The sequence below is a fragment of the Armatimonadota bacterium genome (genome assembly GCA_016125185.1).
Lineage (GTDB): Bacteria > Armatimonadota > Fimbriimonadia > Fimbriimonadales > Fimbriimonadaceae > Fimbriimonas.
This window is the reverse complement of sequence record WGMG01000002.1, coordinates 137,903-153,478: the sequence shown is the minus strand read 5'-3', so window position 1 is coordinate 153,478 and position 15,576 is coordinate 137,903. Positions and strand designations below refer to the sequence as shown.

Below are 15,576 nucleotides of genomic sequence, written 5' to 3'. Positions count from 1 at the left end.
GTGTATGGAATCTGTTACGAAAACTCCAGAAACGATGTCGGACGAAGCCGCCTCGATTGGCGACGGCAACTATGGGCAGGGTGAGGAGAACTCACAGGGATGTGGGGCCAAGGGCAAGATTCTTGGGGCTCTGCTGGCAGTAGGAGGAATCGCGGCCGCTGCCGCGGCTTACGCCAAGGTTATTCGACCTTGGCATTTGACATGGGGAGCCACGGACGAAGAAGCGAAAGAAGCCATGCCAGGTGACGAACTCATCAGCGGGGCTCGCAGTATTACGCATGCGATCACGGTGGAAGCATCCGCCGATACAATTTGGCCCTTCCTGACCGAGCTTGGAGAAAACCGAGGCGGTGTGTATCACCTCACCTGGCTTGAGAACATCATCGACGCCGATATCGCGACGGTGGAGTCGGGCGAGCCGCAATGGCAGGACCTCAATGTCGGAGATGTGGTGTCGATCCACGGCAACTACCCACCGGCACCGGTCGTCTCAATGGAAGCAAAGCGAAGCCTCGTACTGGGCATCGACCTCGGGACAGAAAAAGCGGCGACTTGGTCGATCCTCTTGCATCCCTATAAACTGGCGGGGCAAGAAAATGTCGAGCATACGCGACTGATCATTCGATTCCGTGAGCGAGAGAAGTCAGGCTTGGAAAAGGTAGTCGATGTCGTCGCTAACGAGCCGGTTCAGTTCGTGATTGAGCGAAAGATGCTACTGACGTTAAAGAAACTAGCGGAAGACGCCGAAAAGGCCTGAACCGTTAGCTAAAGAAGGCGGTCTCGACCGCGTGGTAACCTGCCGACATGCCGATGGTCGCAATGATGCTTCTCGGTTCGGCGCTGGTGTCACCTATGGTCGAGACCCCGACGATTACTCCGTTCGCGCATGGTAAGTCGTGCGCGTTCAGCATGGAATTCGACGACTCGATGGGTTCGCAAGTGCAAAACCTTCTGCCCCTCTTGGCTCAGTACAGATTCCCGGCGACCTTCTACGTCAACCCCGGCGAGGAGCGATATCGACAGCATCAGGAAGTTTGGGAGAAGAAGGTATTGGCCGCAGGACATGAGCTTGGCGACCATACGATGCACCATCGAGACACCGTTGGTCCTGAGCAGGGGGCGAGCGAAATCGGCGATGCCGCAAAGATCCTCCACAAGATCGTGGGGCATGACGCCCTGATGCCGTTTGCAATTCCCGGTGGCGTCAAATGGGAGATTCCCAAGGCTGACTTCGACCGGATTCTGGCTGAGAATCGGTTGTTTCTGCCCGGGCGCGAGGCGTTCTATCAGGATGGGCAGGGTGACATTACCAAGTGGGCAAAGATGGCTCTAGATTCGTCCTCGTGGCATCATTTGGGCTTTCATGGAGTGGGCGGTGAGTGGTTGAGCACGAGCGTCGCGAACATGAAGACGTTGCTCGAATTTCTCGATCAGCATCGGGACAAGATGTTGGTCGCGCCGACTGGTGTGGTTTGGAAATATCAGAGAGAGCGGGAGGCGTTCTTGGGCCTTGACGCGAAGGGCAAGCCGCGATTCGACCACGAAAAGCTCGTGCCTTTCGATGGTTACGATGTCCCACTCACGATGCACTATCCGGTTCCCGCTGGATGGAAGAAGGCGAAAGTGATCATTGACGGCGGGAGTCCGATGACTTTGGAAGTTACCGATGGGGCGGTGCACTTCGACTTTCTGCCCCGGGCCTCGTCAATTCGCGTGGAGCATGTCCAAAATTGAACCTAGGTACAGTCTAGGGTGATGGAAGGGCAGTACGACTCGACGTGGGTAGAGCGATACTTTGACGAGTTCGCCGACCAGGAATGGGATCGGCTGGCGCTGAATCCGATGCGGGAAATACAGTTCCTGGTCCATCGCCAACTGCTTTTGAACCACGTTGGAGGTGGGTCGGAGGTGCTGGAGGTCGGCGCTGGGCCAGGGAAGTTTACGCAGGAGCTGGTTCGGCACGGTTGCCAAGTAACGGTGGCCGATATTTCGTCGGTTCAGCTTGAGTTGAACCAGGCGAAGGCGAAAGAACTGGGTTTTGAGCACGGCGTAGCGGCGTGGGAAAAGCTCGATCTGTGCGACCTTTCCCAGTATGCCGACGAGTCGTTCGATGCGGTCGTGGCGTACGGCGGGCCGCTGAGCTACGTGCTGGATCGGCGAGATGTGGCGATTGCTGAATGTGTTCGGGTTTTGCGTCCGGGCGGAGTGCTGTTAGTGGACGTTATGAACCTTTTTGGCACGATCCGGCAGTATTTGGAAGGGGTTTTGGGATTTCCGTGGGTGGACAATGAGAACGTTCTTGCAACCGGAGATCTGACCAAGGCGAACTCGGAATTTGCGACTCACTATTGCCACTTGTTTCGGTCCGACGAGTTATGGTCGTTTTTGGAGGCCAACGGACTAGCCGTGGTGGACATGGCAGCGTCGAATAACCTGACTGCAGTGTACGGGGACCGGCTTGACGCGATCCGTGCCGACGAGCAGAAGTGGACCGAGTTGGTGGAGCTAGAGATGCGGGCGGTCTGCCTGGACAGCGGGACGCACCTCATCGGAGTGGCGCGGAAGCTGTTCGAAACGGCCAGTTTCGGCTGAGATTTCGTTGCTGGCGCTTCGATCTCTAGGAATTAGCGATTGCACGTGCTTGCGGAGTGCATCAGTCGTGGACCCAGCACCAACGCTTTTCCTCGTCGTCACCGTAGAACGCCACCAGCTTGTTGCCGTGGACATGGTAGTTCAGTCCAAATTGCTTGAATGACGCGTTGAGGTAGACGTCGCCATTCGCAGGAGTCCACTTGCCTTGATAGAGAACCTTATCGCCATCTCTCATCTCGAATGTGTTGTCCACTTTGAAATTCATCTTATAGCTGGCAATCGATTGGTCGAGAGTTGATTGGGACTGCCCGATGTGATAGAGCCCAGCAACCGACGGTTCTCGGCATCCGATCATAAGGAATGCCCCCAGCAACGTGAGTAGCAATGTCCGCATTGTACGTCCATGTTAGCCTGTTCTTCTCCTTTGGGTGCCAGGAATATCAGGGTTGATGATGAATTGGTTGGTGCCGCAAGACGTCTGACTGGATAAGCCATGGTAGCTATTGGAATTGGAATGATCCTCTCGGCTGCGCGTTTGCAGGGAGAGTATTTAGATCGAATCATTCATCAGGTGGACTATGACGGGGCAGACGTTCACGACGTTTTGAGCGCGGTCACCAAAGAGATTGGACTTAAGCAAGCCGTTGATCCTGATGTTCATGGCAATGTCACCCTTCACTTGAGGGACACGCCATCGGTCGCGATTATCCGCAAAATAACCGACCAGATCGGAGCTATTTGTTTCCTGCGAGATGGGAAGTTGGTCGTCGAGCATACGCCAAAATATGTCCCAAATCTGGAAGGTCAGACGGGCACATCAGACCTGACTCGAATCGATATTCGTGATGCGATTAAAAGCCTTTGTCGCGGCGCGAAGGTTGACTATTCCATTGATGCCTATATTAGCGGACCATCCAATATTGTGATTCCCGAAGGAAACACCGGGCAAGTGCTGGCTACCCTTGTTCACACCTATGGATATCAAGCGCAATGGAACCGCGGAACTGTTCTGGAGATCATTCCAGAAGCGTGTAAAGAACCCATTCAACTTGTGCTCAATGGGCTCTTTAGCCAACTGAACGCCAAGTACCAAATCGACGATTCTGCCGTGCCTTTCTTGGGCCACGCTATCGATGTTCATTCGCTAAAAGGCAAATTCGAGGTAACTCTGGCAAATGTCCTCAGTGAAGCCGGACTGACGTATCGATATGAAGGCGGAAGCTTCACGATCCTCAAGGATAGTAAATCCAAATTATCGTCTGAACAGCACCTGGTCTTGTCGGGACTGCCGTCGAAACAGCTTGCCTATTCAGCCATCAAATCCGAACAGCGATAGGCTTCCTCGACGAGGCGCATGGTGAGAATTGCCTGGTGAACCTCCGTCGAAGGCGCGTCACCGCCAGCTTGCCAATCCATCATGGCCGACATGGGGCCGCGGAAGGCGTGGGGAAACCAGCCGCCTTCGAGCGGGACTGGGGTCCAGTCGGAGTCGCCTTCCAGCCAGTATTCGAAGATGTCGGCGCCGCCCTTTGGGTAATTAAGATTGAGACCCATCTGGAACCAGGCGACGCCCTTGGTGCCTTCGAGTTTGAGGTAGGACTGCTGGTGTTTTGGCCCGGCTTTGTGCGCGTGGTAGGTGTTGATGGTGGCGCGGAGTTGGTCACCGTACTCGAAATACAGACAACTTCGGGTGGATTCGAGCTTGGGGGCGTCCGGGTGCTTGATGGCCCTCGCCCACACCTTGTGGGGTTCGCCTAGCAGGTCGCGAGTGAGGTCGGTGTAGTGGATGGAGTGGTAGACCATTTCCATTCGGGGAGCCAGTTCGAGGAAGGGCCAGCCGGCCCACGGCGTGTGGACGTTGACTTTGAACTCCAGATCGAGGAGTTCGCCAAGTGCACCTTGATCTAGAAGCGATTTGAGGGCGAGCGTGTAGGGAGCCCAGCGGAGTTGGAAGTTGACCGCGGCCCTGATGTTTTTTTCATCGCAGACGCGAAGGATTTCTTCGGCTTGGTTGAGGGTTTCGCCCATCGGCTTTTGGAGGAGCGCGTGGGAGTGGTCGGGGAGTTTGCGGAGGATATCGGCGTGAGCATCGGGTGGGACGGCGAGGTCGTAGATGGCGTCGCTGGGAGCCTCAGCGATGAGTTGGTCGAGGGATTCGGCGACGAAGGGAATGTCGAACTCTTGGGCAAGCTGGCGGGCGAGTTCGGGCTTCGTGTCGATGATGGAGACGGCCTCGAAGCCGCACATGCGGTAGGCCGGGAGGTGGGCGTTGCGCATGATTCCACCGGCGCCAACGCAGACGATAGGGAACTTTTGGCGAGGCTGAGTAGGGGATTGGTTTACCAATTTATCCGCTCCTTCGATGCGATGTGCGACTCACCCGGTTCGCTCCGCTCACCGACCTCTCTAGCCAGAGAGGTATCTCTGCTCGCATTGCGCTTGATTCCGTCCGTCCCAATGCAGACGATGGGGAACTTTTGGCGAGGCGGGGCGGAGGATTGGGTCAGAATCCGAGATTCCATGCGATGGCGGAGAGTTTACTTCGAGGCTAGGGGCGTTCGGCGGTTAGACCGGTTTGGGATTCGAGGTATTGGATAAATGGCTCCAGGTCTTGTGGCGTGGGGCGGACGTAGACCGCCTTGTGGTTCGCCAATGTTAGCCTCACTTCTCGCCGATCCTGATGCAGGATTGGAGTCATGATCGTGATTTTTTTGAGTTCGGCAAGGGAGGAAGTTTGATCCTCGTTTGGCAATTGGTAGGTCCCATCTTCAAACGAAATCTTCTGCTTCTTAGACAAATGTTTTGCCCAAATGAAGATACAGGTGAAACTGAGCGGCAACAGAATTGCGCCGACATTTCTGGCGGCAAAGTCATGACGGGACAGCCGACCTAGGGCTTCAGCCAGAGCGCGAACCGTGATAAGGCTAAACATGAAGATGAAGGCGAAGTAGCTCATCTCCGTTGAGTCTCGGAACGGCATCTGGAATGCTCTTGGATCGTCGGCAACGGGAGCATTCATGGCTCGGCTTTCATTGTACGCCGGGCTCGATGCATCGGTAGCGAATGGCTCTATTGAGTCGGCAAATCACTGGTCATTCCCAGCCCGCAAACGGGGGTGTCATGACCAGTGCCACCCATCTCGCCTTTCAACATCCTCACTATAGAGAGGGGGGAAATGATGATGAAAGGCTGGTTTCATCATCACAATTGGGGGGTCTATAGGAAGATGGAACGACTAGACGGTCGCCCTCCTATTTCTTCAGAATCGTTCTCGCTTCGCTCGCGGCCTTCTTTAGCGATTCCTCCACCGACATTTCGCCGTGGAGGGCCCGATGCACCGCCCGCGAGATCGCTTCGTTGATCTCGGGGTATTCGGGAATGGCGGGAAGAGTCCGCGTGTTGGCGTGGACGTCGGCGATGATGCCGTAGTACGGGTACTTCGCGCGGACTTCGGGATCGTTCCAGGTCGAGAGGCGAACGCCGTTGGCTCCGGCCATCGAGACCATTTTGTCGGTCGCAGGACCGGAAATGTGCTGGAGGAATTGGTAGGCGAGCTCCTTATTCTCCGAGCCGGAAGGGATCGTGAGGACCCAATAGATGTTGAGAGACACCGAGCCAGCCGAGCCCGCCGGGAGCTTGGTGCAAGCGTTCTTGCCGACGATCTTACTGTACTCGGGCATCTCGGCGACGGCGGCGAAACCGCACCAGTTCCACATCATGGCGGCGTTGCCTTGGGCGTAGTAGTCACCGCATTCGACACTGCCGAGGTTGAGGCATTCGGGCGAGGCGACCTTGTGCTTGTGGAAGAGATCGACGTAGAACTGTAAGGCTTCGACCCCGATTGGGCTATCGAAGATGGGGTTGCGGTCGGCGTCGAGGAGCCTGCCTCCTCGGCTCCAGAGGTGGATGAGGAAGTCGTAGACGTTGTTATGGCCGTCAGTGTAGGCCGCTTCGCAACAGCCCCACAGACCCTTGTCGGGCCGAGTGAAGAACATGGCGACTTCGAGGAATTCGTCCCACGTCTCGGGCACACGAAGGTCGCGGCCGTGTTGCTCGCGAAAGGCGTTCTGCTCGTTGGGATCGTTGAAGAGGTCGGTACGGTAGTGGAAGACCTGGGGGCCGTCGTGCCAAGGTAGGCCGTAGATGTAGCCGTGGCGTTGTTGAAGCCCCAGCATGGCGGGGTGCCATCCATTGGGCCAATCGACGGGCGGATTGGAGTCGATCATTTCGTCGAGGGCGGTGATGCTCTCGTTCTCCATGAGGATCGGCAACCAGTCGGTGCAACATAGGAAAAGATCGAATTCGTCGGATTCGGTGCCCATGTTGGCGACCATCTTTTCGTAGTGGTCGTGGATGGGTAGGAAGGTGCACTCGACTTCGACGTGGGGGTGAACCCGCTGAAAGTCGGCGATTTGGGCGCGGAAGGCGTTTTCGAAAGTCTCCTGCTGGCGGGAGATGAGTTTTAGCTTCATTGCGTTAGGGCTTTTTCAGTTCGGTGCCGTTGACGCTGCCCCATGGGCGACCAGCTGGCGGCTGCAACATTTCGAGAGTGATATCGTCAGGATCAAGGAAATAGACGGTGAAGCCTCCCTTATTGACTCCCTCTTCGATAGCGACGGGAGCGGGGGCCTTGAATCGGACTCCAGCGGCGGCGAGGCGTCGGTAGTCGGCGTGGATGTCGTCGGTGACGAACGCCAGGTGCGGGGCACCCGGTCGGTTCGTGCTGACGTCGGTTTTTTCGCCGCGAGGGTGGACGTACTCGACGAGTTCTAGGTGGTGATTCGAGGGGCCCACGAAGGCGTTGGGGATGCGGAGCATCGCGACTTTCAAGTTGGCGTCGGGGTAGCCGACGAGCTTGGATGTGTATTCGTTGTGTTGGACTTGCTGGTGATGGAGTTCCATGCCGAGCAGACCGCAGTAGAATTCGAGACTTTGCTCGAGGTTGGAGACGGTGAAGCTGGCGTGCCAAAGTCCGTTGAATGCCATGTTGTCGCATCAGTTTACAGGAGATCGGCAAGGAGTGAGCGGAGAACTAAAAATCGTAGTCTCGCTTATTGTGCGATATCTGGATTCCCCACCCTTCCGGGCAATTGACGATATGAATTTTAGTGCATCAGTTGACCGCCATCGACCAGATAGGTTTGGCCCGTGACGAAGGCGGATTCGTCCGAAGCAAGGAAAAGAGCGACGTTAGCGACCTCATCAGCCGTACCCATGCGGCGGAGGGGGAGGGAGTCGAGGACGGGACGAAGCGTTTCTTCCGGCGGAACGCCCCGGATTTCGCTTCGCTGTTTGGCGATCGACTGGGTGAGCGGGGTGTCGATAACGCCGGGTGCGATGGCATTAACCCGGATGCCGTGCGGGCCGAGGCTGGCGGCGGCAGAGCGGGTCATGCTGATAACGGCGGCCTTACTGGCGCCATAGTCGAGCTGCTCCAACTTGGGCATGAGACCGCTGTTGGAGGCCATGTTGATGATCGAACCAGGGCGCTGGCCCTCTTTGAGGTGCCATGCCAACTCCTGCATCAGCACAAAGCTTGCGGTCACGTTGATCTTGAATGTGCGCTCAAAGCCATCGACTTCGATGTCGAAAAAGGGCCGGGTCAGACAGATTCCGGCGCAGTTGACGAGGACATCGGGGATCGATGGGAGAGCGCGGATGAAGTCGGGAATCTCGGCAACGTTGGCGAGGTCGAGCGTGAAATCGGTCGCTCCTGGCGTGCGGTCAACACCCCAGGCGGTAGCGCCTTCCTGGGCGAAGAGGTCGAGAATAGCCGCACCAATGCCCTGGGCGGCACCGGTGACGAGGGCAGTTTTGCCGACGAGGCGATCAGCCATGGAAGACCCTTTCGATCGTGGTTCGGATCCGCTCGGGTGTCGGGAGGACGACCTCCTCAAGCGTTTTGGCGAAGGGAATCGGAGTATCGGCACCGCCACAGACGAGGACAGGCGCATCGAGTTCGTCGAATAGCTTTTCCTGAATTTGGGCGGCGAGATCGACACCAACGCCGCATCGCGTGTGCGATTCGTGGACAATCATGGCGCGGTGGGTTTTCTTGACGCTGGCGGCAATGGTCGGCCAATCGAGCGGGTTGAGGCTTCGGAGGTCGATGAGCTCGACCGACACGCTTTGCCCTTCCAGAGCCTGCTCGACGAGGGTGACTCCGTAAGAGTAGGTAAAGATCGTTAGGTCGGTGCCTTCGCGGAGGACTTTGGCTTCGCCAAGCGGGATGACGTGCTCGCCATCTGGCACCTCACCCTTCACGCCGAGAAGCTGTTTGTGCTCGATGAAGAGGACGGGATTGTCGTCGAGGATGCATGCGGCGAGAAGGCCCTTGGCGTCGGCAGGGTTCGATGGGCAGACGACTTTGATGCCGGGAACCTGGAGGAAGAGGGCTTCCAGCATCTGGCTGTGCTGGGCTGCCGCGCCTTTGTAGCCGCCGCCCTGGGTGATGATGGTCAGCGGAACCTTCACGCGTCCGCCGCTCATGTAATGCGTCTTGGCGATCTGGTTGTGAACCTGGTCCATTGCGACCAGCGAGAAGTCGATGAACATAAGTTCGGCGACCGGGCGTTTGCCAGCAAGCGCGGCACCGAGAGCCATACCGATGAAGCCGGATTCGGAGATCGGGGTGTCGACCACTCGCTTCGGGCCGTACGTGTCGAGGAGCCCTTCGGTTACGCGGAACATGCCTCCGTAGTGGGCAACGTCCTCGCCCATCAGGAAGACGTTGGGATCGCGGTCGAACTCCTGGCGAAGGCCGGAGTTGATAGCCTGAACAAAGGTCATTTCGCTCATGCGAACACCTCCGTGAGGGCATGGCTGAAGTGCGGATCGGGCTGCTTGAGAGCCCGCTGCATGGCGTCGGAAACGCGAAGCTCTTCCTCTTCCCGAATGGCAATTGCCGCCCCTCCGATCACCTTTTCCAGTTTGGCAATCGGGGACTTTTCGCGCCAAGCGGAGACCTCGTCGGCGGTTCGGTATTGGGTGCCTGGGTCGGCTTGGTAGTGGCCGATGGTGCGGTAAGTCATGGCCTCGATGAAGGTTGGACCGTCGCCTTTTCGGGCGTGGGCTACCGCCCGGCTCATGGTCTCATGCACGAGGAACGGATCGTTACCATCGCACTTGTCGGTGCGGATGCCGAAGCCCGCGACGCGAGCGCAAAGGTCGGTGTTGCCGTGACTGCGGTCCAGCGGGGTCATCTCGGCGTAAAGGTTGTTTTCGCACAGGAAGATGACGGGCAGTTTGTAGAGCGCGGCCATGTTGAAGCATTCGCTGACGTGGCCCTGGTTGAGAGTGCCGTCACCGAAGACGGTGAGGGCGACGCGGTCGGCTCCGTCGATCCACGATGCCATCGCGCCCCCGACGGCAGTTCCGACGCCGCCACCGACGATGCCGTTGGTGCCGAGGAGGCCGAATTCGGGGTCGAAGAGGTGCATCTTGCCGCCTTTGCCGTGGCACAGACCAGTGGCTTTGCCGAGGATTTCTTGGAGGACGAGGTCGAGGTCGAGCCCCTTGGCGAGGACGTAGCCGTGACCGCGGTAGGTGCAGGTGAGGTAGTCGTCCTGGCGGAGGGCGGCGCAGGCTCCAGCGGGGACGGCTTCTTGTCCCTGGCAAAGGTGGAGAGAGCCGCGAAGTTGACCGGATTGCGAGAGCTTGGTGAGTTCGGTTTCGACCGCGCGCAGACGCACCATCTGGCGGTAGAAGTCCTCGGCTTGTGGCATTAGGAAGATGTTACCGTGTGGGGCGCGGAGAACCGAGAACAGGGAACCCAGCAAGAGAGCCCGAGTGTAAAGAAATTCGTCCAACAAAATGGCGGCAAATCGGCAATAGAGGAGTATGGGGCCAAAGTTAGGCGGTGACGAGAAGAAGCGGTTAGCCGCGGCGCTGTGGGACGACCACGGTGCGGCGGTGTACCGATTTGCGCTTCGCTTGACCGGCAATCGCTCGATTGCAGAGGACTTGGTGGGAGAAACGATCCTTGCCGCTTTACAATCGGCGCGAAGAAAGCCGATCGAGGAGATGCATCGAAGCTACCTGTTTGGCATCACGCTCAACCGTTGGAGGCGACTCCGCCACATTCCGACGGAGCCGATCGACGACCTCGTTTCCAGCGAAGCGGTGGATATGGATTCGCTTCTCGACTTGGAACGAGCCTTTCGCGCCTTGCCCAAGTCTTTACAGGAGGCTTTTGTGCTGGTGAAGGCGGAGGGTTTCACGTCGAAAGAGGCAGCCGAGATTCTGCGTCTTCCGCAGGGCACGGTGCAGTCGAGAGTGCACGAGGCGGTGCATCGCCTGCGAGATCAGCTTGAAATCGAACCTTTGACCCCAACCAAACTTCACGAGGCAACGTTATGAATGAACCCACTTTTGATTTGGATGGATGGAGAGATTCATCCCCCGCACCTTACTTGGCGGGCGACCTTTTGGCTCGGGTCGAGCGAGACGCGAAACGACGGCGGGCGAAGCTCGTTGTCCTGAGCCTGGCTGGTTCTGGCCTTGGCGTTGCAGCGCTGAGCACCGTTTTCTTGTTTGGTTCGGCGCCGATGACGATGGCGCAGGTCATCGCCGCAGAGAAGAAAGCAGACTCGGTGACCATCGTGAACCACCGTATCATGGGTTCACCCGAAAAGCGCTCCTTTACGGTGACGACGAAGATCGCTAAGGGAGTTTGCGTTAACTTTTATACTCTCGATGACGAGAAAGGGCCAGCCCAGAACTTCTCGTACCGAGACGACAAGACGGTCATGGGTTACGTTGCGGCCATTCACGCGGGCTCGATCGATGTGCCGTCGACTCGGTACCAACTGCAATTCCGAATTCCCAGTCTGGATGACATCCTCAAGAGGTTCCCGCCACCTACGGTCGAACGGGACTTCGACTGGAAGGGCCGAAAGGTCACCCGATTCGTGTGCACAAAGGTCACAAGCAATACCGATCAGCGGGTTGAGTTGCTGGCCGACCCTCAAACCAACCTTCCCATTCGGTTGCTGGCAATGCGAGATCACGGATCGTGGGGCGACGAATACCTCTACGACTATTCCAAGCTTGATCCGGCGGACCTCAAGCCTGAGTTTCCGGCAGGAACGGAGGTTTTCGACAATCGCGAGGTCCGAAAGGCGATGATGACGGCCGTGGGGCAGGCGGGTCGAGGGATGCCGTTTATCGAGGTCTCCCCGACGGAGGTCGTTATTCCTATACCCGTGGCGGTTGCTCCGAAGAGCCGTTCAGTAAAGTTCGAACTCAATGTGAAGACTGGCAATGGCGCTACAAAGCATTTCAGCGCGACTTACACGCCTTACTTCGGAACGCTCAGAATTGACAAGCAATCGTTTGCTCCGTTTCGGTGGTCCGGGATGCAAGACGACTGGTCAAAGGTCTGGAAGGCAGGCGACAAGGTATCGGGCTCGGTCAAGTTTGGCGACAAGACGCTGAAGTTCGAAAAGGTGCCTTTGATTCGCTGTGCAGGGGCTGTCATTCTCAATGAACCATTTATGTTCACCGATGGCGGCTAAGGATCGACTTCGATGTCGGTAAACGAAGGGTCTGCTTCCAGCAGGCCCTTGACGTAAGTGAAGCATGGGTCTTCAACCGTCGTTTTGCCTCGGCCCAATAACTGCTCCTTGAATGTTCGCTTGCGCTCGATCACAAGATGCCAAACATCGGGCTCATCGGCTCCGCACATTCCCACAAAGCTGTACCGTTGGCCATCGAACGTTGCCGAGCAGAAGTTACCGTGGTCTTCTTCATCGATGTCGGAGACGTCGGTGAGCTTGCTTGCGTGGTCGCGAAGCCAAACCAAGATGGCCTCACCCCAAACAACGCCCGGGTTGTAGGAGTTTTCCTTCTCCTTCTTCACATCGAAGGTTGCGTTCCTAAAACGAATATCCGGTCCCACGGTGGATACCTTACCTAGAACGCCCAGACCGCTTTCAAGCTTAATCGGTTGGAAGTCCGCTGGGCGTTGGGATCACCGTAGATCAGATAGTATTCCGTTCCTCGGAATCCCGCGTGGCGGAAGCTGAAGTAGATGTTTTGGTCGTTGCCGTTCATGACGAACCGGCTGGACAGAAGATCCTGCGGCGATGCCTGATAGGCGAGGGTCGCGATGGTTTGGCGTGTAGTTCCGCCGAGCTCTTGGACGGACTTATCGATGCTAAGGTCGAGGTTGTTGACCACCCGGTAGCTTCCGCGCACAAAGTAGTACTTGCTGGGCATGTCGCCTTGGGTGCCCTGCAGGTAGTTCATCGAAAGCTTTTTGAATCGGTTGGACGTGTTGAAGGCGATACCGTAAACCCAATAGTCGTCGAGCGAACCGCTGTAAGTGTAGCGGACGCGAGCAAAGCCGACCCCCATGTCGTTTCGGAGTCCGACGTTGAACGACGTATCGAAGCCATTTTCTTGTAGGACGCCGGAATAGGTGCGGAATTGATCGGTGCTGAAGTTGTATTGGGTTTCCCGAATTGGACCCTTACGATATTGACGATTGCTCTCGCCGTAGATGTAGCCGCCCCGACGGTCGGTCCAGGGGATGTAGGCGAGGGAGGGGTTGAACTCCGGCGTGACCCATAGGTACCGGGCCATCAGGAAGTCGCCATTGCCTTGGTAGGAAATCGCGGCGGAACCGGCGGTGTCGGCCTTGGTTCCGTTATCCTTCTCCATTGCCGCTCCGACATCGAATCCGATCTTGCCGACCCGCTTGTTGTAGCCAAAGCCGAGCGACGAGTTGTCGTTGCCATCAGCATTGACGGTTCCAAAAAGGTTGATACCTTCGGTCGAGGAAAAGGTGCGCTTGACGTTGAATACGGCGGCCTTTTCGCCGTCGAATTTATTGGTGTAGAGGGCGCCGAATCCGAGGTTCGGGTTGGCTTGACCGTAGACCTTGGCTCCCATATCGAAGTCAGCGATGCGCCGGCTGTAGAACATCGAACCGTAGGTGAAGTTGTCCGTCAGGCGGAAGAAGCCGGAGCCTTCGTTGAAGAAAGGGCGCGACTCATCGAGGTTTCGTTCGGTTCGTACGAAGTCGATTCCGGGAACGACGTCCTGAATGTTCTTAAAGTCCGGCGCGAGGCTCATGACGCCGGTGACCGACTGGGTGAACGCGTAACGGGCGTCGAGACCGACTCGGTTCTGGAATTTGCCATTGGCTACCTCCGGCGCGCTGTAAGCGAGGTACTGAACGTGCGCGGTCGGCGGGGTAGGAGGTTCGACGCCCTCCCAGATGCCCTGCTGCTCGGGTAGAGGGTTGAGTCGGGCGTTGGCCCAGCTCTGCTCGATTTGGGATCGACCCTGTCCACGGATGAGGTTGAGGTCCATGTTGAACCGATCCTTGCGTGGGTAGTTGAGGATCGGCCACGGGATTTCCATTTCGCAGACCCAGCCGTCGGAGGTACGCGAGGTGGCAGCTTTCCAGTCGCCCCGCCATTCGCGCTTATCGGTGCGGCCACCTTTGAAGTTCTCGGACTTGGTGCCGCGAGCGTTCACAACGAACTCGCAAAGCTGGTTGAAGGTCCGATTCCCGAAAGGATTGATGTCGAACTCGACCCAGTCTTCGCCGTCAAATTTGGAATTTGGGATAATTTCGCGGGCAACGATCTTGTCCGGTTGGGAGTCGTGGCAGTAAAAGGCGATGTAGATACCCTTGCGGTCGTAGCCGATCCAGGCCTCGGTTTTGTCGGAAGGAGGCTTCGTGGTGGCTCGGTCGAGGAAAGTCGAAGTTTCGAAGGCTTCGTCCCATTCGCCCGGGTTCATTTTGCCGTCGATGGTCGGGGCTTTATCGAGGCGGTGGGCCTTTACGATGGGAACTTGCCCATCGGCCAAAGTGGATCCAGCAAGAGCAAGACCCGCAACCAAACCCCAAATACGAAAAACCTTCATCAACCCCTTTGTCGACCGCCGCGCCCTTTATGATGGCTCGTTTTCCCCTGGTCGCGGCAACGGGAGAAAGTACGGGGAATGGGTTTCGACAAGTTTCGACGCGGGGACTTTTTCCCAAATAAAGTGCGAATCTCGACTTCTTTGTCCAGTTGAATGTCGTAGAAGGTACCAGCAAGTGCCAAACTGAAATTAGGAAACCGTTATGCCGACTACATTGGAGCAACCGATTGAAACCCGTGGCTACGTGCACCCGGACAAGCTTGTCTCGACCGAATGGTTGGCCGAGAACCTCAACAACCCGAATTTGATCATCGTGGAGTCTAACGAGGACTCACTTCTTTACCCGTCGGGGCACATTCCCGGTGCGTATGAAGTGGATTGGACGCGAGACCTGAACGATCCGCTTATCCGCGACTATATCCAGAGCGAGGCGTTCTCCACGCTTATGTCTCGCATTGGTGCAACGCCCGATACGCTGATCGTGCTTTATGGCGATAAGAACAACTGGTGGGCTACCTATGCACTCTGGATTTTCGAACTTTTCGGCCACACGAACACCCGAATTCTGGATGGTGGACGCCTGAAATGGGTGAAGGAAGGTCGAGAGCTAACGCGAGAAGTGCCAGCCGAGAAGAGCACATCGTACCCGTCGAAGACGCGCGACGACAAGACTCAGCGGGCGTTCCGCGACCAGGTCTTGGCGCATCTGAAGACGGACGGCAAATTGATCGATGTTCGCTCGCCAGACGAGTTCAGCGGCGCGAAACTGCACATGCCGGATTATCCTAACGAGGGCGCCCTGCGCGGCGGTCACATTCCCGGCGCGAAGAGCGTGCCGTGGGCTAAGGCGATCAATCCCGAAGATGGCACGTTTAAGACATCGACCCAACTGAAGGAGATTTATCAGGACGGTGCGGGAACCGCCGAGGGCGATGACGTGATCGTGTATTGCCGAATCGGAGAGCGATCGAGCCACACCTGGTTCGTGCTGCGGTACCTGCTGGGCTACTCGACGGTGCGAAACTACGACGGTTCTTGGACCGAGTGGGGCAACCTGGTCGGCGTACCGGTCGAGAAGTAACTTACTGGGCTTCAGGCTGGAGAACG

Annotated in this window: 18 protein-coding genes; 7 read left to right on the top strand and 11 right to left on the bottom strand. The window is 57.2% G+C overall.

Annotated features, from left to right (window positions below; all coding sequences use genetic code 11):
• The first annotated feature begins 4 nt into the window (after window positions 1-4).
• The 3 genes from GC165_03930 to GC165_03920 are packed head-to-tail and all read left to right on the top strand — an operon-like array spanning window position 5 to window position 2,592.
• Window positions 5-757 carry a hypothetical protein gene (locus tag GC165_03930; protein ID MBI1332010.1) on the top strand — a complete coding sequence of 251 codons (753 nt, stop codon included), beginning with the start codon at window positions 5-7 and terminating at the stop codon, window positions 755-757.
• A 47-nt stretch (window positions 758-804) separates the two neighbouring features.
• Window positions 805-1,734 (top strand): polysaccharide deacetylase family protein, encoded by a 930-nt coding sequence (locus GC165_03925; protein ID MBI1332009.1) that lies wholly within the window; start codon window positions 805-807, stop codon window positions 1,732-1,734.
• Between the two features lie 21 nt (window positions 1,735-1,755).
• Window positions 1,756-2,592, top strand: a complete 837-nt coding sequence (locus tag GC165_03920; protein MBI1332008.1) for a methyltransferase domain-containing protein — start codon at window positions 1,756-1,758, stop codon at window positions 2,590-2,592.
• A gap of 61 nt (window positions 2,593-2,653) precedes the next feature.
• Here GC165_03920 and GC165_03915 read toward each other — a convergent pair whose 3' ends face one another.
• Entirely contained in the window at window positions 2,654-2,986 is a 333-nt protein-coding gene (locus tag GC165_03915) for a hypothetical protein (protein MBI1332007.1), read from the bottom strand.
• A 120-nt stretch (window positions 2,987-3,106) separates the two neighbouring features.
• Between GC165_03915 and GC165_03910 the strand changes: the two genes are divergently transcribed.
• Window positions 3,107-3,928: a hypothetical protein gene (locus GC165_03910; protein ID MBI1332006.1), complete on the top strand. Its 822-nt coding sequence runs from the start codon at window positions 3,107-3,109 to the stop codon at window positions 3,926-3,928.
• Here GC165_03910 and GC165_03905 read toward each other — a convergent pair.
• The 8 genes from GC165_03905 to GC165_03870 form a co-directional block, all read right to left on the bottom strand.
• Window positions 3,898-4,938 carry a gfo/Idh/MocA family oxidoreductase gene (locus tag GC165_03905; GenBank protein ID MBI1332005.1) on the bottom strand — a complete coding sequence of 347 codons (1,041 nt, stop codon included), beginning with the start codon at window positions 4,936-4,938 and terminating at the stop codon, window positions 3,898-3,900. The two genes, GC165_03910 and GC165_03905, sit on opposite strands and share 31 nt — an antisense overlap.
• Window positions 4,932-5,114 carry a hypothetical protein gene (locus tag GC165_03900; protein MBI1332004.1) on the bottom strand — a complete coding sequence of 61 codons (183 nt, stop codon included), beginning with the start codon at window positions 5,112-5,114 and terminating at the stop codon, window positions 4,932-4,934. Before GC165_03900 ends, GC165_03905 begins: the two co-directional genes overlap by 7 nt.
• Before the next feature lie 26 nt (window positions 5,115-5,140).
• The gene (locus GC165_03895) at window positions 5,141-5,611 is read right to left on the bottom strand and encodes a hypothetical protein (protein ID MBI1332003.1); all 471 of its coding nucleotides are present in this window, start codon (window positions 5,609-5,611) and stop codon (window positions 5,141-5,143) included.
• A 232-nt stretch (window positions 5,612-5,843) separates the two neighbouring features.
• Window positions 5,844-7,064 carry an extracellular solute-binding protein gene (locus GC165_03890; GenBank protein ID MBI1332002.1) on the bottom strand — a complete coding sequence of 407 codons (1,221 nt, stop codon included), beginning with the start codon at window positions 7,062-7,064 and terminating at the stop codon, window positions 5,844-5,846.
• A 4-nt stretch (window positions 7,065-7,068) separates the two neighbouring features.
• Complete coding sequence (locus tag GC165_03885; protein ID MBI1332001.1) at window positions 7,069-7,578, bottom strand: hypothetical protein; 510 nt, start codon at window positions 7,576-7,578, stop codon at window positions 7,069-7,071.
• A 119-nt stretch (window positions 7,579-7,697) separates the two neighbouring features.
• A complete protein-coding gene (locus GC165_03880) occupies window positions 7,698-8,546 on the bottom strand; it encodes an SDR family oxidoreductase (GenBank protein MBI1332000.1) in 849 nt (282 codons plus the stop codon).
• The gene (locus GC165_03875; GenBank protein ID MBI1331999.1) at window positions 8,422-9,390 is read right to left on the bottom strand and encodes an alpha-ketoacid dehydrogenase subunit beta; all 969 of its coding nucleotides are present in this window, start codon (window positions 9,388-9,390) and stop codon (window positions 8,422-8,424) included. The genes GC165_03880 and GC165_03875 overlap by 125 nt, the downstream gene beginning before the upstream one ends.
• Window positions 9,387-10,316 carry a hypothetical protein gene (locus tag GC165_03870; GenBank protein MBI1331998.1) on the bottom strand — a complete coding sequence of 310 codons (930 nt, stop codon included), beginning with the start codon at window positions 10,314-10,316 and terminating at the stop codon, window positions 9,387-9,389. The genes GC165_03875 and GC165_03870 overlap by 4 nt, the downstream gene beginning before the upstream one ends.
• Before the next feature lie 115 nt (window positions 10,317-10,431).
• Here GC165_03870 and GC165_03865 point away from each other — a divergent pair, with 115 nt between their 5' ends.
• Together GC165_03865 and GC165_03860 are read left to right on the top strand one after the other, a co-directional pair.
• Complete coding sequence (locus GC165_03865; protein MBI1331997.1) at window positions 10,432-10,950, top strand: sigma-70 family RNA polymerase sigma factor; 519 nt, start codon at window positions 10,432-10,434, stop codon at window positions 10,948-10,950.
• A complete protein-coding gene (locus tag GC165_03860) occupies window positions 10,947-12,107 on the top strand; it encodes a hypothetical protein (GenBank protein MBI1331996.1) in 1,161 nt (386 codons plus the stop codon). Before GC165_03865 ends, GC165_03860 begins: the two co-directional genes overlap by 4 nt.
• Here the strand turns inward: GC165_03860 and GC165_03855 are convergent.
• Window positions 12,104-12,451 (bottom strand): hypothetical protein, encoded by a 348-nt coding sequence (locus GC165_03855; protein ID MBI1331995.1) that lies wholly within the window; start codon window positions 12,449-12,451, stop codon window positions 12,104-12,106. The genes GC165_03860 and GC165_03855 overlap by 4 nt on opposite strands.
• A 53-nt stretch (window positions 12,452-12,504) precedes the next feature.
• Window positions 12,505-14,469: a hypothetical protein gene (locus GC165_03850; protein ID MBI1331994.1), complete on the bottom strand. Its 1,965-nt coding sequence runs from the start codon at window positions 14,467-14,469 to the stop codon at window positions 12,505-12,507.
• Between the two features lie 202 nt (window positions 14,470-14,671).
• Between GC165_03850 and GC165_03845 the strand changes: the two genes are divergently transcribed.
• Entirely contained in the window at window positions 14,672-15,550 is an 879-nt protein-coding gene (locus GC165_03845) for a sulfurtransferase (protein ID MBI1331993.1), read from the top strand.
• The last annotated feature ends 26 nt before the right edge of the window (window positions 15,551-15,576 follow it).